The organism is Pseudoalteromonas sp. SW0106-04, assembly GCF_001293805.1.
Lineage (GTDB): Bacteria > Pseudomonadota > Gammaproteobacteria > Enterobacterales > Alteromonadaceae > Pseudoalteromonas > Pseudoalteromonas ruthenica.
In genome coordinates this window covers 132201-156822 of record NZ_BCAI01000010.1, presented here as the reverse complement: position 1 = coordinate 156822, position 24622 = coordinate 132201, and the positions used below count along the sequence as shown (strand labels likewise).

General features: G+C 49.7%; 17 protein-coding genes. 10 read left to right on the top strand and 7 right to left on the bottom strand.

Annotated features, from left to right (window positions below; genetic code table 11):
- Positions 1-7: 7 nt before the first annotated feature.
- Positions 8-916, bottom strand: coding sequence for a LysR family transcriptional regulator (locus W04_RS12630; protein WP_053911082.1), 909 nt, complete (start codon positions 914-916; stop codon positions 8-10).
- 103 nt (positions 917-1019) lie between these two features.
- Between W04_RS12630 and W04_RS12625 the strand changes: the two genes are divergently transcribed.
- Complete coding sequence (locus W04_RS12625) at positions 1020-1874, top strand: type 1 glutamine amidotransferase domain-containing protein (protein WP_053911081.1); 855 nt, start codon at positions 1020-1022, stop codon at positions 1872-1874.
- A 12-nt stretch (positions 1875-1886) separates the two neighbouring features.
- On the top strand, positions 1887-3041 hold the full coding sequence (locus W04_RS12620; protein ID WP_053911080.1) for an iron-containing alcohol dehydrogenase: 1155 nt from the start codon (positions 1887-1889) through the stop codon (positions 3039-3041).
- A 40-nt stretch (positions 3042-3081) separates the two neighbouring features.
- Here W04_RS12620 and W04_RS12615 read toward each other — a convergent pair whose 3' ends face one another.
- Entirely contained in the window at positions 3082-3768 is a 687-nt protein-coding gene (locus tag W04_RS12615; protein ID WP_045979392.1) for an SDR family oxidoreductase, read from the bottom strand.
- A gap of 122 nt (positions 3769-3890) precedes the next feature.
- Between W04_RS12615 and W04_RS12610 the strand changes: the two genes are divergently transcribed.
- Entirely contained in the window at positions 3891-8063 is a 4173-nt protein-coding gene (locus tag W04_RS12610) for a DEAD/DEAH box helicase (protein WP_053911079.1), read from the top strand.
- A gap of 67 nt (positions 8064-8130) precedes the next feature.
- On the opposite strand, the gene W04_RS12605 is transcribed toward W04_RS12610, so the two are convergent.
- Positions 8131-9963 (bottom strand): fasciclin domain-containing protein, encoded by a 1833-nt coding sequence (locus W04_RS12605; protein ID WP_053911078.1) that lies wholly within the window; start codon positions 9961-9963, stop codon positions 8131-8133.
- A gap of 318 nt (positions 9964-10281) precedes the next feature.
- Here W04_RS12605 and W04_RS12600 point away from each other — a divergent pair, with 318 nt between their 5' ends.
- The 6 genes from W04_RS12600 (at position 10282) to W04_RS12575 (ending at position 18327) form a co-directional block, all read left to right on the top strand.
- Positions 10282-12423, top strand: coding sequence for a TonB-dependent siderophore receptor (locus W04_RS12600; protein ID WP_053911077.1), 2142 nt, complete (start codon positions 10282-10284; stop codon positions 12421-12423).
- A 9-nt stretch (positions 12424-12432) separates the two neighbouring features.
- Positions 12433-13647 (top strand): PepSY domain-containing protein, encoded by a 1215-nt coding sequence (locus tag W04_RS12595; RefSeq protein WP_053911076.1) that lies wholly within the window; start codon positions 12433-12435, stop codon positions 13645-13647.
- A gap of 183 nt (positions 13648-13830) precedes the next feature.
- A complete protein-coding gene (locus W04_RS12590) occupies positions 13831-16158 on the top strand; it encodes a TonB-dependent receptor (RefSeq protein ID WP_157576442.1) in 2328 nt (775 codons plus the stop codon).
- A 47-nt stretch (positions 16159-16205) separates the two neighbouring features.
- Positions 16206-16493, top strand: coding sequence for a hypothetical protein (locus W04_RS12585; RefSeq protein ID WP_022944995.1), 288 nt, complete (start codon positions 16206-16208; stop codon positions 16491-16493).
- Positions 16490-18097: a PepSY domain-containing protein gene (locus W04_RS12580; protein ID WP_053911074.1), complete on the top strand. Its 1608-nt coding sequence runs from the start codon at positions 16490-16492 to the stop codon at positions 18095-18097. Before W04_RS12585 ends, W04_RS12580 begins: the two co-directional genes overlap by 4 nt.
- On the top strand, positions 18094-18327 hold the full coding sequence (locus W04_RS12575; RefSeq protein WP_053911073.1) for a hypothetical protein: 234 nt from the start codon (positions 18094-18096) through the stop codon (positions 18325-18327). The genes W04_RS12580 and W04_RS12575 overlap by 4 nt, the downstream gene beginning before the upstream one ends.
- An 8-nt stretch (positions 18328-18335) precedes the next feature.
- On the opposite strand, the gene W04_RS12570 is transcribed toward W04_RS12575, so the two are convergent.
- The 3 genes from W04_RS12570 to W04_RS12560 all read right to left on the bottom strand — a co-directional run bounded on the left by W04_RS12570 (position 18336) and on the right by W04_RS12560 (position 20989).
- Positions 18336-19070 carry an SDR family oxidoreductase gene (locus tag W04_RS12570; RefSeq protein ID WP_053911072.1) on the bottom strand — a complete coding sequence of 245 codons (735 nt, stop codon included), beginning with the start codon at positions 19068-19070 and terminating at the stop codon, positions 18336-18338.
- A 39-nt stretch (positions 19071-19109) separates the two neighbouring features.
- Positions 19110-20036 carry a prohibitin family protein gene (locus W04_RS12565; RefSeq protein WP_053911071.1) on the bottom strand — a complete coding sequence of 309 codons (927 nt, stop codon included), beginning with the start codon at positions 20034-20036 and terminating at the stop codon, positions 19110-19112.
- An 80-nt stretch (positions 20037-20116) separates the two neighbouring features.
- Positions 20117-20989 carry an MBL fold metallo-hydrolase gene (locus W04_RS12560; RefSeq protein ID WP_197275965.1) on the bottom strand — a complete coding sequence of 291 codons (873 nt, stop codon included), beginning with the start codon at positions 20987-20989 and terminating at the stop codon, positions 20117-20119.
- A gap of 227 nt (positions 20990-21216) precedes the next feature.
- On the opposite strand from W04_RS12560, the gene W04_RS12555 reads away from it, so the two are divergent.
- Entirely contained in the window at positions 21217-22311 is a 1095-nt protein-coding gene (locus W04_RS12555; RefSeq protein ID WP_231658144.1) for a GGDEF domain-containing protein, read from the top strand.
- Here W04_RS12555 and W04_RS12550 read toward each other — a convergent pair.
- Positions 22308-24566: a penicillin acylase family protein gene (locus tag W04_RS12550; RefSeq protein ID WP_053911070.1), complete on the bottom strand. Its 2259-nt coding sequence runs from the start codon at positions 24564-24566 to the stop codon at positions 22308-22310. The genes W04_RS12555 and W04_RS12550 overlap by 4 nt on opposite strands.
- Positions 24567-24622: the final 56 nt, after the last annotated feature.

Sequence of the window (24622 nt, the reverse complement as noted above, 5' to 3'; positions counted from 1 at the left end):
AATACACTTATTCGCGATGAAATGCGTAGCGATTAATGTTGGAAAACGCCATCATAATATCTCGCGCATAGTTAACTCTAGGGTGTGCCAACGCGCCTTTGCGCCAGGCCAGATAAATATTGTTTTCCGGTCCTTCGGGGCCCAACTGTACCAAACGTCCGCTGCGAATATCGTCATGACACAAGTAGTCCGGCAACACCGAATAACCCACGCCGGTGCGCACAATCCCCGCCAGAGCACGAATATCAGGGCAGGTCGCCACGATTGGCGAGCGACAATGAGCTTTGAAAATCATATCAAAATATTCTCGAATAAGCGGTAGCTGAGCGTCGTAGCTCACCACTGGCAAGGTGTTTAAAACGCTGGCATCGATTGGTGCTTGGGCAAGCGCATCGGCAAGCAAGCGGTGTGCAACCAGCATCAGCCTCTCACTATCAAGCACCTGATAGTCATAGACCTTGCTATCGGGTAATGAGGCGGTGATCGCTAAATCGGCATTGCCGCTGTCCAATGCCGAATAAATTTGCTCGCGGTTACCGGGCAAGATGGTGACCGTCACATTGCCCCCCTGCAATAGATTTGCTAGCTGCGCGGAGGCCACGTAACTAATGTATTCGGCGGGCCCGGCGAGGGTAATGGTTCCTTGCACATCGGTAGAGCGACTGCGCGTTGACGCCATTTTTTGTTCTATGGCATCGAAATGGCTGCCCAACTGGGCCGCCAACTCATGCGCTATGTTGGTCGGCTCAACCCCACGATGACGGCGCGTAAAGAGCGATTTTCCCACGGCCGACTCCACTGTTTGAATATGCGCTGTCGCCGCCGGCTGTGACAGCCCCAGATTTTTCGCCGCTCGAGAGATATTCAAACAGCGATAGACTTCAACGAAGGTTCGTAATTGCACAAAGTAAGACATAAACTGATATCAGATATTTTATACCTAACCCAAATTAAACTGAATTCTGCTTATTATAGCCCTCCGCTATACTTGTCTCATCCTAAACTTGATTGGAGCAAGTATGCGTATCAAATCAATTACCACCCTAATCGCCACTATGGCGACCTTACTAACCACGGCGACCGTTAGCGCCAATAGTAATGCAGAGCAAGTGCTGGTGCTGCTCTCTAGTGAAACGCAAATGACCCTCGCCGATGGCAGTACCTATGAAACAGGGTATTACCTCAATGAATTTGGCGTACCCGCTGATAAGTTACAAAAAGCGGGCTATGAGTTAGTGCTTGCAACACCGAAAGGGAACGCCCCACAAGTAGACGAGAACTCGGTCAAAGCCATGTACTTTGGGGGTAATGAACAAGAAATGGCACGTATTGAAAAGGTCGTGGCGAACTTAGATGGTATTAACGACACCTTGAGCCTCACGCAAGTGATCGACAACGGCCTGGACCAGTACAGCGGCGTATTCATTCCTGGTGGCCACGCACCTTTGATAGATTTGGCCAATAACCCAGAAGTAGGCACCATTTTGGCGCACTTTCATCGTCAGCAGAAACCTACGGCGGCTATTTGCCACGGGCCTATCGCGCTGTTATCAGCACAGCAAAACCCCAGCGCTTACGAGCAAAAGATTGCCTCCGGGCAAAACGCGTCAGCCACAGACTGGCTCTATGATGGTTACCGTATGACTATTTTCTCAAACCCCGAGGAAGCCAACTTTGAAGCCTCGTTGGCAGGTAAAAAGCTACGTTATTATCCAGCCAAAGCCATGGCCCAAGCCGGTGGCGATATGAGCTTTGCCGACAAATGGCAACCTAATGTAGTGGTTGATAGAGAGCTGATCACCGCGCAAAACCCTTTTTCCGATAACAAACTTGCCGATGCACTTATTTCCGCATTGCGTCAACGTAGCCAGTAGGGTAGTAACACCATGTTAAACTTTGAATTTAAAAACACCACAGAGATCCTCTTTGGCGAAGGCCAAAGCAAGCTTATCGCCGAGCGCCTTAATAGCAATGACAAGATCTTATTGCTATACGGTGGCGGTTCAATTAAGAAAAACGGCGTTTATGACGATGTCGTCGCCGCCCTTGCCGGGTTCGAATTTGTTGAGTTCGCCGGAGTGGAGCCTAACCCCACCTATGAAACTCTCAGTGAGGCTCTGCAAGTGGTCAAAGAACAAGATATCAACTTTATTCTTGCCGTTGGCGGTGGCAGCGTGATCGATGGAGCGAAATATATTGCCGCAGCAGCGCACTATCCTGGCGATGGTTGGGATATTCTCGTTGAAGGGGCTGAGGTAACAAGCGCGCTGCCTATTGGCGCCGTGCTTACGCTGCCGGCCACGGGGTCGGAAAGTAACGGTAATTCGGTGGTTACCAAAAAGGCCACACAGCAAAAGCGCGCATTTGGCTCGCCGTTAGTGCAACCCCAATTTGCGGTGTTAGACCCAACTTACACCTATTCGCTGCCCACTCGGCAAGTGGCTAATGGTGTGGTTGATGCCTTTGTCCATGTGATTGAACAGTACTTAACCTACCCGGTGAACGCGCCGCTGCAAGACCGTTTTGCCGAAGGCATTTTGTCGACTCTTATTGAGCAGGGCCCGCAAGCGCTAAGTACACCGCATGATTACGCTGTAAGAGCGAATATCATGTGGTCAGCGACCATGGCACTTAATGGCTTGATTGGTAAAGGCGTGCCGCAAGATTGGGCCACGCACATGATAGGCCATGAGCTGACAGCGCTTTATAACCTCGACCACGCGCAAACTCTGGCCATTGTGCTACCGGCGCTAATGTTTGTGAAAAAAGAGCAAAAGCGTGAGAAAATCATGCAGCTAGGACGGCGTGTCTTCGCTTTAGAGAATGCCGATGAAGAGGCACTAATCGATGCCACCATCAAAGCGGTTCAAGATTTCTGCGAGCAGATGGGGGTGAAAACCCGCCTCAGTGATTACGGATTAGATAGCCAAGCGGCTAGCGAAGCAGCTGAGAACCTGCGTCGCAATGATTTGCATGAACTCGGCGAACACGGTGATATTACCCCTCAGGTTGCCCAGTCCATTCTCGAACTGGCACGCTAAGGTGATAGGGCCGCCAAGCGGCCCTTACTTATCAATCTTGCTAGCTGTCCATCTGTGTCGGCATGACATGCACTTCACGCACATTCGCCCTAGCATCAGCGCTGATAGCATAGTAAACCGCGTCGGCAATATCGTCAGCGGCAAGCTTATCCGGTTTCGGTTCGTCGAAAAATGGCGTGTCCACCATGCCTGGGGTGATAGTGGTGCAACGCCCCTGCCACTGGGCCATCTCTAGTGCCAGGTTTTGCCCAAAGCCATAGGCAAACCACTTACTCGCGCCATAAATAGACCCCTTCAATGGCATGCGCCCAGCAACCGAGCTAGTAAGAATGAATTGCCCTTGGGTTTTCCGCAAATGTGGCAAGCTGGCATGAGCGGTGTATAGCAAGGCATTAATATTAATGTCTATCATCTTCTGCCATTGCTGTGGGTCGCCCTTTTCTGTGCCCGCTTTACTCACTCCAGTACCGGCATTAGCAAAAGCCACATCCAAGCGCCCATAATGCATCACCGTGCGTTCAACAACATCTTTAAGTGCATCATAATCGGTGGCATCACAGGCAAACGCTACGGCAAAGTCTTCGCCAAGCTCTTGTACCAACTGAGTAAGCTTATCCTCACTGCGCGCGGTCAATGCCACCTTATGCCCCTCAGCCACGAGTTTGCGTGCCGTGGCTTCACCAATGCCGCTTGAAGCGCCAGTGATCAACACTATTTTCTCGCTCATACACTCTCCTTTTAATTAAACTGACCTTATAGACCTTGGGGGGTTACAGGCAAAAACAACCCACTTGTGCAAAAACCTTGGCTTTGCTAGCGTGTCGCAATCACCATTGCACTGCCATAACCATGCATTTTATCGCCCTAACCGCTGAATTGAACGACACCATTGCTGAGCTATTGCACCGCTTTAATGAGCTTAGCCAAGAGCAACAACACCTTGCCCGAGTGTTAGCCGCCATTTATAAACCGATTGAGTTGCATGCCCTAACACGCATTGTGCAGCATCCGGACATGGCCGCAATCGCGCACTTCAGCGACAAAACCTTGAAACATGCCATTACCGAGTTAAAAGCCTTAGAACTGGTGCAGCAAAGTCGCCACGGCGTGGTCATTAACCGTTTAGTCGCCAATTCACTGGTGCGCAGCGCCATAGCTAAAAATCATTACTTGGCAACGTTAACCGCTGCCGAGACCGTGGTTCCGGTGTTGAGTAGTTACCAGTGGCAAGAGCAAACCGCCGATCAGCGTCGCCTTATTCGCGATATGTATTTCCTTGGTGAACACAAGCGGGTGATGGAGCTGTTGGCACTGCCTAAAAACCCGCTACAACTTGATTGGCAACAAAGCCCGGCGCTGTGCGGCTTGGTGTTCTACCCCTTTAACCTTGATGAGTTCAAGACCCTGGATGCACGTTTACAGTATCAAGCCTTCGCCACCCTACTGGCAGCACATCGGCAACAAGGCCAAAGCACGGCAGTACTAGTGCAGTACTTACATCAAGCTTGTGTCGCAGTGCCGGACAACACCTGGCTACACAATTTAAAGGCGGAGCAATATCTATGGCGTGGCGATATCACTCAACTCGCGGCCCATATTAATCCGCAAGATACCGAGTTATATAGTTTATTACTGCAAGGCAGTGCTGCTTTTTTACAACAACAATTCGCAGCAGCGAAGCAGTTATTTGAACAGGCACTACAGGCCAAAAGTCGATATCAACGGCGAAAAAAGCAATACCTGGAAGGGATCTACGGCCTTTTTTACCAGCTCACCTTGCTCACTCTAGGCAGTGGCCAAGACCGCAGCCCCTTGCAGACCCTAGAGCAGCAACTGGATCACCAACAACAAGACAAGCAACGCAGCGAATTTGCACTGACTATCGAGTTGGTTTTAAGGCGCTTTATGCATCATCTCAAAGGCCGTGATAGTTACCGATTTCGCGCCGATTACTTGGGGTTCTGTCGCAAAGGGGAGTTGAATTATCAGCTTTATGTGGTGTTTGCGCTGGCAGCGTACCGCTGGAGCTCGCAATCACCGGAGCCGTGGTTATTAGCGCTCAAAGACCCTGCTCAACGTTTCTTCGAACATAGCCAATGCCAGCTGTTTGGCGCTTTTTTGCAGCAGTTTGACGGCTTATCTACCGACGTTCCCATCAACATTGCGCATTTACTCCGAAGCCAAGAAAGCTGGGATATCGCCCTTGAACAGCTGCTTGCACTCGATACTCACGCTGACAACACACGCGATGAAGACACACGGTTAGTATGGCAATTAACCTCTGAGCGTTTTGCCGCAACGCTCAAACCAAAACAACAAAAACGCAGTAAACATGGTTGGAGTAAAGGCAAAGCCGTGTCGTTACAGCGCCTGCATAAAGAGCCTCAGAGCTTTAACCTGAGCCACCAAGACCAGGCTATCTGCGCCCAAATCGACGTGCGCACCGGCCATGACTTCTACCGCAGCAAAGAATACCATTTACCCCTTGCCAGCGCCCTACCCTGTGCCGTCGGCGCCGACAATATTGTTGATGAGCAAGGCCATGCTTTGGAGCTGGTGCAGCGCGAGCCTAGCCTCCGCATCGTCACCCATGGCGAGGAGCTTAGCCTCAGTATCGCCCAGTTGCCCACCCAGATTTATCAGGCAGAGCCGCCACTTACCTCGGTACGTATGCCTCGCCCTGGGGTGTGTGAGTTCACCATTTTTCAGCAACAGCATCTGCAAGTGGTTAATATCGTTGGCGAGGCGGGGCTCACCATACCCAGTCACGCGAAAGCAAAAGCACTGCAAAGCATCCGCGCCATTGCGCCATTGATAAACATCGAGTCAGACATCGATGGCATCGGCGAAGCACTCATACAAACAGAACCCGCTGCTGAATTAGTGATCAATATTACCCCTTTGGCGTCGGGGTTAAAGTTCGACTGCGTAGTGATGCCTTTTGGCGAGCATGGCCCGACCATGAAGCCGGGAGTGGGCAGCCGCAATGTCAGTGCTCATATTGACGGCAAGCGTATTGCTCTACAGCGCGATCTCGCCTACGAACAACGTTTGCTCGAGCAACTCGATGAGCATTGCAGTGATTTTCAGGCCATGAGCGACACCAGCTTGTCACAACCCGATTGGCAACCTGCGCTGGTCACTTTAGAGCAATTGCAATTGGCGTTAGCCAACCAGCACCCTGATTTACCGCTCAAGCTGCGCTGGCCGCGAGGAAAAGCTATTACCTTGACGCAGCCACTAAAAAGTGAGCATTTACAACTCAGTATCAGCCAAAAAAATGAGTGGTTTGATATTACCGGCAGCGCCACATTGGACGATGGCAAGGTGCTGGAGTGGCAAGCTTTGATCACCGCTTTTGCTACCAGTGGGGGACGCTTTATTACCTTGGAAGATAATCGTATTGTGGCGCTCAGCGAGCAGCTCAAACAGCAGCTCGAAGTGCTCAGCGGGGCTGCCGATCAGGGCTTATATCACCCGCTAACCAGCCGCTTAATTCGCGACCATACCACAGGTATGCGCATGCAAACTGTGCCTGGCTGGGAGCAATTAGATCGCCGCATGCGTGAAGCCAATACGTTACAGCCGCCACTCCCCAGCACCTTTCAAGCACATTTACGCGATTATCAATTGCAAGGTTTTGACTGGGCCATGCGCCTCGCCCACTGGGGTGCGGGAGGATGTTTAGCCGACGATATGGGCTTGGGTAAAACAGTGCAGGCTTTGGCGGTATTAGTTGCCCGCGCCGGGGGTGGCCCAGCGCTGATCATTGCCCCTACCTCGGTGTGCTTTAATTGGCAGCAAGAGGCGCAGCACTTCGCCCCGACTTTAACGCTAACACAATTCTCAGAACTAAAAGATCACCAGACAAGAGCACAAAAAATTCAGGCGCTTGGCGCCGGCGATGGTTTAGTGATCAGCTACCAGCAACTACAGCGTCATATTGAGTTACTTGAGCCTATCCGCTGGCATAGCATTATTGCCGACGAAGCTCAGGCGTTAAAAAACCCGCTGGCCAAACGCACTCGCGCTGCGTACGCCCTAAAAGGCGAATTTAAACTGATCACCACAGGCACCCCCATTGAGAACAACCTCACCGAACTGTGGAGTTTGTTTCGCTTTATTAACCCTGGTTTGCTGGGCAACTTAAAACGCTTTAGTCGCCGCTTTACCCACGTCATTGAGAATGCCGAGCAGGAGCCGGCCAAGGCCTTAAAGGCACGCCGGGCGCTTAAGGAACTGATCAAACCTTTTATGCTACGCCGCTTAAAGTCGCAAGTTTTGCAGGAGCTGCCGCAAAAGACTGAAATTAACCAGTTAGTCCCATTGAGCGACGAAGAACAGCATTTTTATGAAGCGCTGCGCCAGCAGGCCCTTGAGGAACTGCAACAACTAGAGCAGCTCGATAACCCCGGCGAACAACGCATCCAAATGCTGGCGCAGTTGACTAAGTTGCGTCAGGCTAGTTGTCACCCACAATTGGCAATGCCACAAAGCACCTTAACCAGTAGTAAACTTGAAGCCCTTGATGAGCTACTACAGGAGCTACTTGAGAATAATCATAAAGCACTTATTTTTAGCCAATTTGTCGGCCATTTGCGGTTATTGGAAGCGCATATTAAGCGCCGTGGCATCGCCTATCAATATCTAGACGGCAGCACCCCAGCCGCTGCGCGCAAAGCACGCATTGAGGCCTTCCAGCAAGGCCAAGGGGAAGTGTTCTTAATTAGCCTTAAAGCCGGTGGCTCAGGCTTGAACCTCACGGCGGCCGACTATGTTATTCACATGGACCCTTGGTGGAACCCTGCGGTGGAGCAACAGGCTTCTGATCGCGTTCACCGTATGGGGCAAACACGACCAGTGACCATCTACCGACTCATTGCCAAAAGCACCATTGAAGAAAAGATTCTCGCCCTGCATCAGCACAAGCGCGAATTAGCCGACACCTTACTCAGTGATTTTGATAGCACTGCACAGCTCAGTGTCAGCGAGATGATGGCTATGCTTAAAGACACCTTTTAACTCTGTACCACAGCAAGCACAAAAGCCCGCTTAAATAAGCGGGCCGACTGTCTACACTGAGTTGTACTTATTGCATGGGCATCAAAACGGTGTCGATGACGTGGATGACGCCATTGTCACTTGCCACATCCGCCGAGCTCACCACCGACTCGTCGATATACAGCGCTCCATCTTGCAGTGACAAAGTGCTCATATCACCGTTGGCCATGGTGACCATTGGGTTGTCTGAATTAGCGATATCAATGGCCGCATCAGAGCTCACCGTAGCATCAGCAACTACATGATATAAAAGTACATTTGTAAGCGCTTCAGGATCGGCTAACAGCGCATCTAAGGTCGCTTGGTCAAGCTTATCAAACGCCGTATCGGTGGGGGCAAACACCGTAAACTCACGCTCTAAGTCTGCCAAGGTTTGCTCAAGCCCAGCCTCTTGCAACGCACTGACTAGGGTTGTGAAATTACCATCGGCTACAGCAACATCCACGATTGACTGCTCACTAGGCGGCATCAGCACGCTATCAATCACATGAATAACACCGTTGTCAGCAGCCACATTGGCGGTGGTTACCTGCGCATTGTCAATGTACAACATGTCATTTTGCAGCGATAACGTCGCTGTATCGCCATTGGCCATCGTAATCATCGGCTGCTCTGAGTTAGCCACAGCAATGGCGGCGTCTGATTGCACTGTGGCATCAGGAAGTACGTGATAAAGTAATAGATCTGATAACGCTTCAGCGTCGGCAAATAGCGCATCGACAGTCGCTTGGTCAAGCTGCTCAAAGGCCGCATCGGTCGGGGCAAAAACGGTAAATTCACGCTCTAAATCGGCTAAAGTGGTATCCAGCCCAGTGGTTTGCAAAGCCGCCACCAAAGTGCTGAAGTTACCATTACCGACGGCGACATCGACCACAGATTGTGCTGGTGCCGGAACTTGAACTTCACCAACAACAACGGTATCGAGCACATGGATAATACCGTTAGTAGTTTGGATGTCTGTCATGGTCACTGTGGCATCACCAAATTTTAGCGTGTCGTTTTCACCATCAATGGTTATATCTATCTGATTGCCTGATACCGTCTGTGCTTGTTGGCCATTCAAAGAAAATGCCGTGATTGAGTCTACCGAGCCACTGACAACATGCTGCAACAAAATCTCTTTGAGTACTTCTGGGTTGGCCAGTAACGTGTCGATAGTGGCTTGCCCTAATGCCGCAAAAGCCGCATCAGTCGGAGCAAAAACAGTGAACTCCTGCGATTCGTCACTCAAGGTTGCGACCAAATTAGTCGCTTCAAGGGCCGCCGCTAAGGTGGTGAAGTCGTCGCTGGCAACCGCTGTTTCAATAATATTCATCGTTGGCTGCTGCGGTTGCGATTGTGGCGGCGTCAATACCGCATCAATCACATGGATCACGCCGTTGTTGGCGCTAATATCCGTGGTGGTCACGGTGGCCGTGTTGACCAATAACTCGTCACCAGATAAAGACAAGCCCAATGCTGCACCATTGACTGTCGCAATGGTTGAGCCTGCGGCATCAATTGCGGCACTTGAGCTGACCCGCGAGTCCAAAACATGATAAGTGAGGATCGCCGAGAGGGTATCAGGGTCCTCAAGCAAGGCATCAATGGTTTCTTGCCCAAGCAAGGCAAAAGCGTCATCAGTGGGTGCGAACACTGTAAATTGACTGTCGGTATCGCTGAGAGTGGCATCTAGCCCGGTGGCCTGAAGTGCAGCGGTCAAGGTTTCGAAATCCTCAGACGCAGCGGCAACATCAACCACTGTAGTAATGGGCGCTTCGGGCGGTTCGACGACAGCAGTATCGTTGTCATCATCATCGCTACAAGCAGTAGTAAGCGCCAACAAACCTGCTATAAGCGTTAATTTCAGATAGTCTTTCACGTTTGCTTTCCTTTTTTTTGAGTGAGACAGCAAACTCAACTACGTCGGTAAAGATAATAAAAGATCAATAAAGTGTTACTTTATTTATACAAGTTGTGCCTGCCTCATCAACAAACAACGGTGATTCTCTCTATCACAACCACATAGTAACTATCTAAATAAATTGATATTTTTATCGCTTTCAGAGCAAAGATAAAGCACCGAGAGTGCTCCTAACTATTGCTCAATTTTATATAAACCTTATACAACCACATTGTAAGTGATAATTATTTTCATTATACTTAAGTTCTGTTTTCAGTTTTACTTACTACAATAACTATGCGCTACTGTTCTATTTTCTTAGCTGTAATTAGCTCTTTACCGGCTCTTACTCTTGCCAATACGGACACCGAGCAAGATCAAGCGAATAACGATACCATAGAGAAAATTGAGGTAATTGGTCGCGCGTTTTCTCTTTATCGGCCAACAGAGTCAAGTTTCGGTACCCGCACCAATACGCCTTTGGAAAAAATTCCACAGTCGATTCAGGTACTGCCACAAGCATTAATAAACGATCAAGCTGCACGGCAGATCACCGATTTATACAGCAATATCGCCGGCGTTAATGCGTTTAGTTATTCAGGGGTGACCTTTCGCGGCTTTCGCCAAGACGAAATTCTCTATGATGGTGTAAAGGGCGACCCATTTAATGGTTTTGCCGTTCCCCAGCTATTTAATATTGAACAAGTCGCCGTGCTCAAAGGACCAGCTGGCGCAGTGTATGGCAGTGGTAACCCAGGCGGCATTATTAACTACGTGACTAAAAAGCCGCAGTTTAGTGAGCAAACTACGGTAGAACTAGAGATAGGTAATGATGATTATCTTAGCGGAGCGTTTGAAAGCACCGGCGCCATCAGTGATTCCGACGCTCATGCCTATCGCGTTGGTCTATACCGCGATAGCGAAGAGCCTTTTCGCGCCAACACCACCACCGACAACACCATTGTCGATCTAGGCTATACCTGGCTGGCTACTCACGATACCGAGCTGACGCTACAGTATACCTATATAGAACAAGAGCTAGGTGGCGCACGCTTGCGTGGCGTTCCTGTAGACGAACAAGGTAACTTCATCACCGATATTAGTTGGAATCACAACGAAGCGACTGATTTTCAAAACGTTGAGGCCCATGTTTATCAAGCCATTATAAAACATGACCTAAATGATACTTGGCGAATGGATATCACCGCACGTTACTTCGACAACGAGGAACTACAGAATTACCATGAGCCTCGCGGCCTAGTCGATACTGACAACGACGGCGTGGCTGACTGGAGCCATCGCGAATTTCGTGATCAAATACGCGAAAATGAAGGTTTTAGTCTAACAGCCAACGCTATTGCTGAGTTGCAACTTGGCGATACGCAGCATCAAATACTGCTTGGTAGTGATTGGTATAAACATGACTTTGCTGGCGATTACCGTACTGCACGGCAACAGAGTAAAGGCGGCCCCGTGCCCGGGCTCGACCTACACAACCCTGAGTATGGCCTGACTTCACGCGCCGACTATAACATGGATGCCATTGCCTCTCGCTTGAGCGCGACTACGCTGACGCGTTGGGGGGTCTATGCACAAGACCAAGTCGACTTAACCGACCAATGGAGTGTGACTGCAGGGCTACGTTACGATCACTTTGAAGACCGTGATGAGCTCAATCACACCGAATTCTCGGACAGCGATATAACTTATCGTCTCGGCACCAGCTATAACATCAATGACATGTTCTTCCCTTATGCCTTGCACGGTACCGGATTTGTACCGCAAAGCGCGAGCAATCAAGACCCTGCAGCTGGTGGCCCGTTTGACCCAGAACACAGCCGTATCAATGAGTTAGGACTAAGAACTAAGCTTTTCGATGACAGCCTCGCGGTGAACATCGCCACCTACGATATTGTTCGCGAGAATATTTTACAGCCCAGCTTGCTCGGTGATATTGGCAATGATGGCACCGATGATCTGGTGGCCTTGGGAGAAGTGCAAAGTAAGGGGATTGAGCTGGAAGTGGTGGGAGATATTACCGAGCGTTGGGTGATCACCGCAAGCTATGCATACAACGACACACGAATCACCGAATCCAGTGATAGCATTCGCAACCAAATTCCCGAAAGCGACAAGTTTGCTAATGCGCCACAAAACACGCTGGGAGTCTGGACTCGCTATGAACTGCCACAGCTTAACTCATCAATTTCCGCAGGTTTAGACTATGTCGACGAGCAAATGAGCCTAGGTGGATTGCCGGTGAAGCCTTACACCATTTACAATATGGCATGGCAAACCCAGTATCAAAACTGGCAATGGCAGCTCTCGGTTAAAAACCTCTTCGACAAAGAGTATGCATCCAGCGGCTTTATTACCCGTACAGGGCACTTCCCTGGCGAGCCTCGTCGCATTTATGTGAGCGCCAAGTATCGTTTTTAAGGAATACCAGTGAGCGCTAGGCAGTGGTTTAATGTGCACTCATGGGCAGGGCTGTTTGTTGGCGCCCTGCTTTTTGTGACTTGTTTATCGGGTACTTTGGCAACGCTCAGTCACGAGCTTGAGTACCTGAGTGATAGTCAGTTTCGCGCTATCAGTGACAGTGGCGACACCGATTTTGCCGCCATTGAACGCACCTTGAATACGCATTATCCCGGTGCTCAGGTGATGTATCTAGCTCGCCATAAACAAGACTATCTCGCCACTGAAGTTCAGTTAAAAATACAAGGGTCTTTTCGCTTCGTGTATGTGGATGGTACCACCGGTGCATTACTCGGAGAGGGGCCGTGGGCGCGTATCTCACGATTCTTGCGTAACTGGCATATGACCCTATCCATGGGCTGGACGGGGAAGCTGATCATCACCAGCTTAAGCTTACTATTAGTGGTGTTGTTGGTGTCCAGCCTTTACGTATACCGTCAGTGGTGGCGTCACTTTTTGAAGCGCCCCGCTGCTCTCACACTTAGCAAGCGCAATAGCTGGTCCGATTGGCATAAACTCCTCGGCCTGTGGAGCTACTGGTTTATCTTGGTGATGGCACTAACGGGGTTATGGTATTTAGTTGAACACGGCCTACAAACGGCGAAGATAGATCATTATGTTGCACCGCCGCCAGCAGTGACTCAATTGGCCAATCAAAATGAAAAGAGTACACGCCCGCCGCTCACTTTGAGTGCCGCTTATCAGGCAGCAAAGCAGGCCTTCCCAAGCTTGGATATTCGCTATATCAGCTACCCACAACACAGTCATCAGGCTATCCAAATTCGCGGTTACAACGACGATATACTGCTGCGTCTACGCGCTAATAAGGTCTATTTGCACCCGGCAACAGGTGCCGTATTAGGTATTCAAAAAGGCGAGCAGCTGCCCTTAGTACCGCGCCTAAAAGACACCGCCGATCCATTGCACTTTGGTAACTTTGCCGGCCTCGGCACTAAGCTCATTTGGGCGTTCTTTGGCGCGCTGATGACCTTTGTGAGCGGTGCCGGTGTGGTGATGGGCTGGTTACGAGTGCGACGCAAAACCTCTGCTATTCGCTGGCTGGGGCTATCCGGCGTTATCGCTATTGCCTTAGTGCTTGCCTCGGTGGTTGCCACGAGTATGTCATTTAGTGTGCGCAACGTTCCGGCGCAGTTATTTTCGCCAGTGCTCGGCGTTGAGAAGTAAGAGAGTGTTGCAATAGTGCTACCACTCTAAAGATAACAATTAATCCCTTATCTATTGAGTTGAAAGTAAAAAATTAGCGCTTAATCAGCTTTATTAGCAAAAAATGAACAAATGATTATTGTTTGCACTTACATAACAGATCTATAATGCGAACGATTTTCATTTTTCATACAGGGAATTATTATGAAGTCCTCTCCCGCTCTCGCTCCCTTAGCCAGTGCTATTACTTTGGCGTTATGTGCAGCAAACAGCTTAACCGTTCACGCCGATGTTCAGGATATCGAAAAGATTATTGTCAGTGGTCAAAAAATTGATCGCGGTCTACAAGAAACCCCCACCAGCGTTGCCGTAATAACAGAGCAAACGGTAGAGCGTGAGAACCTCAATACCTTCTATGATGTCCTTGCTCGTACCCCCAACGTATCTGGAACTGACGGTGCAGGCTTTAATATTCGTGGCATTGATGCGTTTAATGTTACCGGCGGCGGTTCTGGCGGTTTAGCCAGTGTGTATATCGATGGCGCGCCTGTGCCGTACAGAATGATGCAACAAGGCGGCTTTTCTACTTGGGATATCAGCCAGGTGGAGGTTCTTCGAGGCCCGCAATCGACCCTGCAAGGCCGTAATGCACTGGCAGGCGCGGTGGTCATGAATACCCGCGATGCAGAGCAAGAATACAGTTTGAAAGCTCGCCTGGGCATGGGCGAATACGGTGCTCAAGAAGCCGCTATTGCTCTTGGGGGTGGCCTGGTTGAGGATGAACTGGCATTTCGTCTCAGTGCTGAAAAACGTGATAGCGATGGTTACAACACCAATGTGGCTACCGGTGAAGAGTCGGACTTTGACGACAATGAATTCTATCGCGCTAAGCTACGCTATACGCCGACAGCCTTACCCCAGTTTGAAGCACAACTGAGCTTTATGCACAGCGAAAACGAAAAAGGCATCGAATGGGTCGCGACACAAAGCGGTAATACGGCTTATCCGATTAACGATATCTTCGCTGATCGTTACGTTTATCTCGACTCACCAACCTTTGAGTTTACCGATACCGACATGTATGCGCTCAATATGCAGTACGACCTCACTGATTTCTGGCGTCTCACTGCAATCACTACTTACTCTAACTCAAAGTATGGCTATGAATGGGATGGCGATGCGTCGATGGTTGGACCGCAATCAACACTCACCGATCGCCGCGAAGACAAAACCACTTCTCAAGAACTGCGCTTAACCTATGATGGTGAACGCCTCAGTGGGTTAATCGGGCTTTACTATTCCGATGTTGATGTTAATGACATCAGCAGTGGTGAGCGTGGTGTCACCTTTGAGCAGCTGGGTGTACGCACGTTACTGACAGCCCCCCCTGAGTTTGGCGGGCTGGGACTACCCGCTGTGTTAGCCGAACAAGTTCTGCAATTATACCGTGGCGCTGACCCCTTGTTTATTAGCCAGTCTGCCCATTATGTGCAAGGGATCACCACCACCGCCTTGTTCGCTGATTTTACCTATGAGCTAAACAACCACTGGGACGTATTCGTTGGCCTACGCTATGACCGCGAACAACAGGAAAACGGCAACACCACCGATATCAGTATCAGTGCACGCACCGAACAGGCGCTACCACAACCCAGTGACTATGCGTTTGATCCCATGCTGGCACAACTGATTGGCGGTATTAATCAGCAGTTATACGCGATGGCCGCCGACGCCTCAGGCGACGAGCCCGTTGAAGACGCTGACTTTGATGCTTGGCTGCCCAAAGTGGGCGCTACGTATCGCTTCAATGATGACGTATCATCTAGTTTTACAGTGCAACGCGGTTATCGCTCAGGTGGTGTGGGCACTAATATTGCCCAGTCGACGCCCTTTACGTTCGACCCTGAATACACTTGGAACTACGAGTTAGCAATGCGTTCCGTATGGCTTGACGACGCATTAGTACTCAACGCCAACCTCTTTTATTTGGACTGGGAAGACCAGCAAGTTGATGTCTATCTATCCAGTAACCAATATGATCGTGAGGTTCGCAACGTTGGCGCGTCCCATGTCCAAGGTTTTGAAACCGAATTAAGTTACTCGCTCAACCCAAGCACTCGCTTCTATGGCGGTATTGGTTATTCGCAAACAGAGTTTGACGACTTCGTGCAACTCTTTAATGGCGTTGAGACCAATTACAGCGGACGCGAATTCGCCGGTGCGCCGCAATGGACTGCGCTAATGGGAGTTGATTATTTCTCACATCAAGGTTGGGTCGCCAATGTGAATGCCAGCTACACCGGCAGCTCCCAACGTCTTTCCACACCCTTAGAGCAGGGGTTAGACCCACGCAATGACGCCCACTGGCTGGTCAATGCCCGTGTCGGCTACCAATGGCAGCATTATGGTGTGTACGCCTTAGTGCAAAATGCGCTTGATGAGCAATATGTTGTGTTAGCCCCAGCGGGACTTGGCAACCAAACCTTAGGCGCTCCGCGCACCTTCAGTGTGCGCTTTGAAGCGCAATTTTAGTTAGGCATTCATCGCGCGGCCCAGCGCCGCGCTCAAGGGGCAAAAATATGACAAAAAAACGCACCTTCAGTGCCACCAAGCGTCGGCACTTTCTTGCCTGCGTGTTGGCACTGCTCACTTCGGTAGTGATTATTCCGGGCATGACAACCTATTTACCTTTTGCCATGAGCGAGCAAATTCTCATGCCAATTATGCTGTTTCCGCTTATTTGGACGGCGCTATTTATGTACGCATATATGGCGGAAAAGGCATGGCATCCGTTGGCAGTAATGGTACTGCTGATAGTTATTCATGGCGTATTGAGTTTTATCGCCCTAACAGGAGCAACAGGATGAAATCATTAACCATCAAGAAGCTCTTTAATATCCATAGTTGGGTGGGAGTTATTACCGCTGTATTGCTATTTATTGTCGCCTTTAGTGGTGCTATTGCGGTATTGAGTCGCCCTGAGCTGAAAATATGGGCGAACCCCGAAATTCAACAGGCTCCAAAAATACCAGCGCAAGCAATCACTGAGCTTGTGAACCAATACCATGAGCAAGTACCCGCACCATTCGGTGAAAATATTCATGTGTATCTGCCTAGCGGCCATAACACTCATTTACTGACCTTGTTATTTGAATCGCATCATGGTGATGATAATTACGACCAGGCTGTGGCGCACGTTTTTCAATTTCACCCCAACACCTTGGCGTTGCAATCGACTTACTATGGTCCGAGCCAAACCTTCTATGCTAAGCGCAAAACAGATGCTGCCAGCTTTATTGGCCATTTTCATGCCGACTTACATCTCGGCCGACCGATTGGGCTAATACTCACGGGGGTGCTAGGTTTGACGCTGTTGGTGTCGACGCTCACCGGGCTGTTTATCCACCGCCAGTTTTTGCGGCAACTGTTTACCTTTCGCCGCCACAGAGGGACCAGTCTGTGGGTAAGTGACGGGCACAAAATCATGGGGATTTGGGGAAGTCTCTTTCATGGCGTGATTGGTTTTACCGGGGCATTCCTTGGCCTAGCCACGGTTATTTTATTGCCAGCCGCCGCTTTGGTTAACTTTGGCGGCGATCAAGATAAGCTGGTGGAAACATTTACCGCCATTCCTGAGCCAGTCATTAGCCATCAGTATCAACCGACCCAACTGGCCGACATTCTTGCTGATGCCGAGCAGCGCTTCACCGATGCCCATATTCTTGATGCCACGATTATGGCGCATAACGATGCCAACAGCGAAGTCTATCTGCGTTTGCTTGGCGGGGAGTCGGTGGCCTCGCAGTTACTGCATTATCACGGCGATGGCGAGTACATAAAATCAATGAGTAGCTTTGGCGATATCCCCGGCGTGTCCATCAAAGTGTTAGAGCTATTGTTTCCCTTGCACTTTGGTAATTTCGGTGGGATTTTTATCAAGCTCGTGTGGACTGCGCTGGGCTTAACCACAGCACTATTGCCACTGTCAGGGATCATGATGTGGTTAAGTAAACGCGCTCGAGGCAACAACCCGAGCTTAAGCCACAAAGCTTATCAGCGCTGGAACCGTTTTATCATTGGCAGCTGTGGCGGCTTAGTACTGGCCTGTATGTTACTATTTCCGGCGCAAGTGCTCATCAATGCCTATGTTCCACCCACCGCGCACAATGCCATTATCGGCCCGCTGTTTTTCTATTCATGGTTGCTCTGGTTACTGCTGGGCGCATTACCTTGGCATTATCATCGCTATTTCCAAGCGACATTAGCATGCATAGGCAGCTTAGCGTTGTTGGTGCTACCGCTTAATGTTTTACTCTCTGAAAACCACGTGTTTAATGCTGGCAGCTTATTGGTAAGTAGTATTGATATCAGCTTTTTTGCTATTGGCTTGGGTTGCTACTACGCCCTTAGACGCCTCTATAAAGGCGCTGCAACTCAGTCGCAGCTTGTTAATCAGGAGCAACAAGTATGAAGCTAATAATACTCGTGTGTGTCTCGATGCTGCTGTTGGCCGCCACCGGATTAGTGCGTAAACACCCTAAAACCCCACTTACTGTGCTGAGCTCGGTGCTTGGTTATGGCTTAGCAGCCTGGGGGTTTGTTTATGTCTACGGTGTTATCGGCGGCGCTTTCACTTTCATTGCCAGTGCCTTATTAGCAGGGATAGTTATCGCCTTGAGCTTAGGCAAACCTGACCAGTAATAACGACCTCAAGCGCCACCACTGACGTCAATAAAAGTACCAGTGGTGAAACTTGCTTGTTCACCGAGTAGCCAGGCAATGGCTTGTGCTACTTCGTGAGCATACCCACAACGGCCTAAGGGTAACTGCGGCCCAAGACGATGCACACGCTCTGGTTCCCCGCCGTCGCCATGAATATCAGTGGCAATCACGCCCGGGCGCACACCATTGACGCGGATGCCTCGCGCAGCAACCTCTTTTGCCAAGCCGATAGTGAAGCTATCCATGGCTCCTTTTGATGCTGCGTAATCAAGATACTCAAAGGGCGCACCCGTGCGCGCTGCAGCTGAAGACACATTAACGATAGCGCCGTTATCAGGCATACGTAGCAATGCTGCTTGAGCACATAAGAAGGCACTGGTTACGTTCACGCTCAAAATGCGATTGATGCGCTGAGCATTGAGCCCTGCCAGCGAGGTTTGCGCTGCCAAGATGCCAACATTATTCACCAAATGAGTAAGGCCGCCGCAATGCTCATCAATGGTCGCAAAGAGACGCTCTACCTCTGACTCTTGGCTGACATCGCCAGCCACGGCGAGCGCTGTGCCACCACCTTGTTCAATCTCTGCTACGAGTGCATGCGCGGCGCGATGATTATTCAGGTAGTTAATGACGACTTGATAACCTTGCTCAGCCAACAACCGGGCTGTTGCTGCGCCAATGCCTCGACTTGCGCCGGTGACCAGTACGGTATGTTTATTCATAACTTAACTGCACAAAAAAAGCGGCTAACGCCGCTTCTCTTATTTTTCTTTCATATTCCAAAGAATACCTTGGTCTGAGCCCATAACCGTAGTCGGCATCTGACCATTCCATTGCTGTGCACGCATGTACTCAACTAGGGTGGCATTATTCTTAATGGCTTCAGCTTTCTTCTGCATTGCTTCAGCTTCCGCTAAACCTTTTAGTTTAATTGCTTCCGCTTCGGCCTGCGCCTCGATTTTAATCGAATAAGCTTTACCGTCTGCTTTTGCTTTTGCGGCATCACGTTGAGCCATTGCGGTATTTACTTCACGCTGAGCCTCAAGCTTCTGGCGCTCTAGACGGTGCTTTTCAGCCGCCGCAAGGTTCTTTTCTGTTTGCTTGGTCTCGATAGATTGGATGTATTTTTGCGGCAATACCAAGTCTTCGATTTGCGCCGAGTCTAACTTCACCGGATAAGCTTTCATTTCATCAAGTAACAGCTCCTCTATACGAGCGATAACTTGCGAGCGGTTTTGAATCAGCTCTTCTGCTTTGTAACGCGCCAGCGCATCTTTTGTTGCCGAGCGAAGCTTCGGGTCCAAGATACGATTTTCGAACTGGGTCAACCCGCCATAGCTTTTAAAAAGATCAAAAGCTTCGGTGCGGATCACTGTCCAGTTGATACTCACTTCAGCGGTTAAGGGCATTTGCTCGTGAGTAGCCGCCCGTAGCTTTTCTACGTTTTTGCGTGTGCGGATTTCTAACATCTCGACACTATCGACGAAAGGTATTTTGGTGTGTAGCCCCGGATTCACTTGTTCGGTGGCTTCGCCAAAGCGTTTAATGATGCCAACATGACCTTCATCAACGGTGTACATCGCACTCATTACCAAAAATACGGCTAATACGATGGCAATGACAGAAATGATAAGTCCTTTTTTCTTGCCTACCGAGGCGGTTAAATCAGGTAGGTTATTATCGTTCATCCTCGTTGTTCCTTAATTACTTCACTGTAGGAACAACGAGTATAAATTAACCATTCACATTTGTTAACTAAGCATTCATATTAATGCCCATGATTCTCAATGGTTAAACTACGGTAAAATAGGGTGGTTACTCGCTCTTTGGGTAACCAGTTGGCGTATTCAAGCTCAAGCGCCCCGAGTGGGTCTGCCGCCAATACTGACTCGAGGTCTTGATGCTCATCAATCGCAGCCACCATCAGTGATTTCGCTTTGCTGAGCAACTGATAATATCTCTGCAGCCCTGCTTTATTGCTCATAGGCCCGTGCCCTGGGATCACCTGAGTGGAGTCATCTATTTGTGTCATCACTTGCTCAACCGCAGCTAAGATGCCGTCCACGCTGCCTCCGCTATCCACATCAACAAAAGGTAAACTACCTAAATTAAAGTAGATATCGCCCATATGCACGACATTGGCGGTATCGAAAAAAATCACCGCATCGCCATCGGTATGCGCATGGGCAAAGTGTACCGCTCTAGCATGCTCGCCGTTAAAGTGTAATGTTAAGTCTTGGCCAAAGCTTAGCTTAGGTAAGTACTGTGAACCCTCACCATGCTTTTGCTGCAAACGCTTATGAACATTGTGATGGGCAATAACATGGGCACCAGATTGGGCAAACACTTCGTTGCCGCCGGTATGGTCACCATGGTGATGGGTATTGATAACAAACTCTGGCGCATTCGGGTTGAGATTTTTCAGCGCCGCTTTTATTTTTGGGGCTAACTTGGCAAATTGGTCATCAATGATGTAGGTGCCATCTTTACCTACGTGCGCGGCTATGTTGCCTCCTTGACCGAAAAGAACATGAATGTGTTCGCTCAGTTGCTGAGTTTTTATTTCTACTTCTTCAGCTTGAAGTGAGACGCTCATGGTGGTCGCCACCGCTGCCGCTATAAATAACGAGGGTAATTTCATTGTTTTTCCTGTTGATGGTGTTGTTATTACTGTAGAGAACGCAATTGTCTGCAGTTTAGTTCATATTCGCGCTTTTGGCGGCGTCACTTTGTGGCGGTAACAGTACCCAATGACTTGTTAACAACTATCAATAGCCATATAAATCATATAGTTGCCAGCCTAACAAAATTACCCTTATGCACTATACTCAATAGTCATACGATTTTTCATCGGCAGTAGGTCGTCCATTGCAGAAGCTACCCAGCAATACACACTCAGCTGAAGGTATTTTTGAGCAGGTTGAAGAGCTCAAGTTTAAGATTATTGTACGCGTTGCTATCTTCGCTGCCGTGATTCACGCTGCTCTGATCCCAGGCTTTTATGTCATCGGCGCGACTCCTTTAGCGATTTTGAACATATTTAGTACCTTAAGCTGGCTACTCGGGATTTGGTTAATTAAAAATAACCGACAAAGTTGGGGGTTAAGGGTGGTCAGCGTTGAGGTAGTGGTACATTCAATTGCCGCCTGTGCCTTTATGGGCACGGAAACCGGCTTTCAGTTTTATCTATGGAGTGTTTCATGTATTTTAATGGTTGATTATAAAATGCGAATGGGTAGTGCAGTGGGCTTCAGCCTGACCTTGATCGCTATATTTGCTGCCATATACATTTTGTTCTCCGGTGTTGCCTATCCCTATGCGTATGGTGAGTTTTTACGCTATATCGAGGTCGCTAACATTCTTGTTGCCGGAGTACCGATGATTTATACCCTTGCACTGATCCGCCGTATCACCCTAGAACAACGCTCCACGCTCGCAGATATGGCTGCCAAAGATTTCCTTACCGGATTATATAATCGACGCTTTGCCAAAGAGCTTATGTTGAAGTTACACAATCGCTGCAGCACAGCAGAGCAATCCATGTGTGTCGCTATCGGCGATATCGATTATTTTAAGCAGATTAACGACCAATATGGCCACGAAGTCGGTGACAAAGTGCTGGTCGCACTGTCGCAAACATTACTTGAACACACTCGCTCCAGCGATGTTGTCGCGCGCTGGGGAGGGGAAGAATTTATTATCGCCCTGCCCAATATTGATATTGATACCGCCTCGGCAAGGATAGAATCTATCCGCAGTGCCATCAAAACCATGGACGCACACCAGGTCAGCCCCGAATTGTCATTGACTATGAGCTTTGGTCTTAGTCAGTGGCAACCACAGCAAAGCGTGGAGGACGTTATCAACGTCGCTGATGACGCTCTGTATCGCAGTAAATCCAACGGTCGTGACCAAACGACCTTAGCGGCGTCAGCGCCAGTGACACTGACACAAGTCACCTAATCAGCAGCCCGGAATTCAATACGATGCACGGGCTCGCCGGGTAATAAAGACGTCGCTTGATGCTCAGCAAATTGCTGATAACCGGCGCGATAAAACGAAGACAACGGATGTGCCGATTGACCACCAGGAATGGCTAAAATAGCCTGTTCCAAACGCCCCGGTTGCGCAATAAATCGCTGTGAAGCGCCAAATTCTGGGCGCTGCACTGCGGGCATAAAGCTATCACCAAACCCGGGGGTAATTGGCATATCCAGCCATGAGCTCAGCAACGGTATCTGTTTGCTGAACGGGTGCTTGAGCGCTAACGCATTCACTTTGCCCCATTGCCATTGCTGCATATCATCGCCAAATTTGTCACGTAAACGCTGAGTCGCGAGCTCGAAGCTGCGCATCAGTAAGCTCTGTTTATCGCCCAACTGCCAGCGCTGAGGCTGCGCCAAAAGCTGCCAGGTGGCGGGCTCAAGGTTGCGTTTGATAGGCCCTAGAGACAAAGACTCTTGTGCTAGCGCCGACTCAATATCGGCAAACACAGTGTCCATCACTGCGCTGCGGAAGTAGCGAACTAAGGTATAGCCAATGGAGTCAGTGCATGCACAGCCCTGCCAATTGCGAACCGCCTCTAAGTATGGGGACTTAGGTTCGCTCTGCAAAGTTGTCACCAATAGCGCCTGCCATTTGCCTAAAAAGCGTGCCTCGTTATCAAGTTGCAGGTCAAGGAATGCCTGTTCATCAAACTGCTCACGTGCAGCGAGACGGTCGCGGATCTGCTGCTGGCGCGCTCCTAGCGCATAGCCACCATCACCAAAGCGCTGATGCTGCTGCGCCGACATAACACGCGCATTGGCGGTCCAAATACGCCCCTGTTTAGGGTTTATCACGCGTGGTCGCTGCGGCTCATTACTAAACCAAGCTTGTTCAAACTGCTGTTCGGCGATGGCGGTATCGCTAGGTTGAGTGCGTGCTGCAATAGCGCCCATGGGCTGCCAGCCTAGCTGGCCTTGGGCATCAACAACCACTAGATTCTGCACCGGCATGCCGGCTGTATTCGCTAACTGAAAGGCTTCGGTGACCGTTTTGGTGGTGGCTAGCTCAGCTAAATCAAGGTTCAAGGCATAATCGTAATGACCCACCCAACTAAGCGCGTAGCGCTGACCACCGACTTCCCGTACCGGGCCATAGTCGCTCATGAGTAAGCGATATTGATGCACACTGCCGTCATCAAGGGCGATGCTCTCTTGTACCTCGACTAAATCAGCGTCGTCGCTAAGGCGAATCCAATCAGATGTGTCGACGTAGGCATTGGTGAATCCCCACGCAATGTGGTTATTACTGCCAACAACAATGGCGGGTGCACCCGGTAACGATACCCCAGTTACTTGGGTATCAGCAAAATTCAGCTGCGCACGATACCAAATAATGGGCACCGCTAAGCCTAAATGCATGTCGTCGGCGACCATAGGTTGGCCGCTTGTAGTTAACTCCCCCGACACAGCCCAATTGTTGCTCCCCACTTCCAAACTAGGAATGATTTCCCGTATCTGAGCATGCTGCGCTGAAGCCGGCAGCAATGGAATCGTCATCTGTGGTGCCAAGAGTTCGCTGTTATCGAGCGCAGATTGATAGGATGAAGGCTGAGTTAAAAACTGCCGCATTGGCGCACCAAACTGCTGCTCGATACGCTCTAGCACCATGTCACGGGCAAAAGTACCGGCTTGTAAATCGAGGTACATGCTGTAAATCACTAATAAGCTGTCGACTGGCTGCCAAGGCTCAATATCGGCACCCACTAACAAGTATTCAAAGGTTTTTAAACTCTGCGCCTGCTGGGCATCATTCACGCCTTGGCTATAGCGCTGCAGTAACTGTTTTTGCGCGGGCTTAAGCTGAGCATAAATGCGCTCCGAGCGTTTGCGCAGTTGATGGAAGCGCATTTTTTTATCCATTGGCAAGGCGGCTTCACCAAAAAGCGCACTGAGCTCGCCCGCCGCATTACGCCGCAGTAAATCCATTTGAAAGAACCGATCTTGCGAATGGGCAAAGCCCAGCCCATATGCGGCATCGGCCATTGAGTGAGCATCGACAATGGCTTGCCCTAGCGCATCGCGCTTTATCGTCACCACTTTATCAATACTCTGACTTTGACCGCGACCATCTAGGCTTGGCAAACTGAGATATAAAATGGCATATAGAAGTGCCGTTACGAGAAGTAGCAAAACAATGACTGCAATCGCTAAGCGCTTAATCCACATCAACATAATCTGTCCGTATCGAGTTTATTGTTATTCTGCCCACAGCTAGTGTATGACATTTT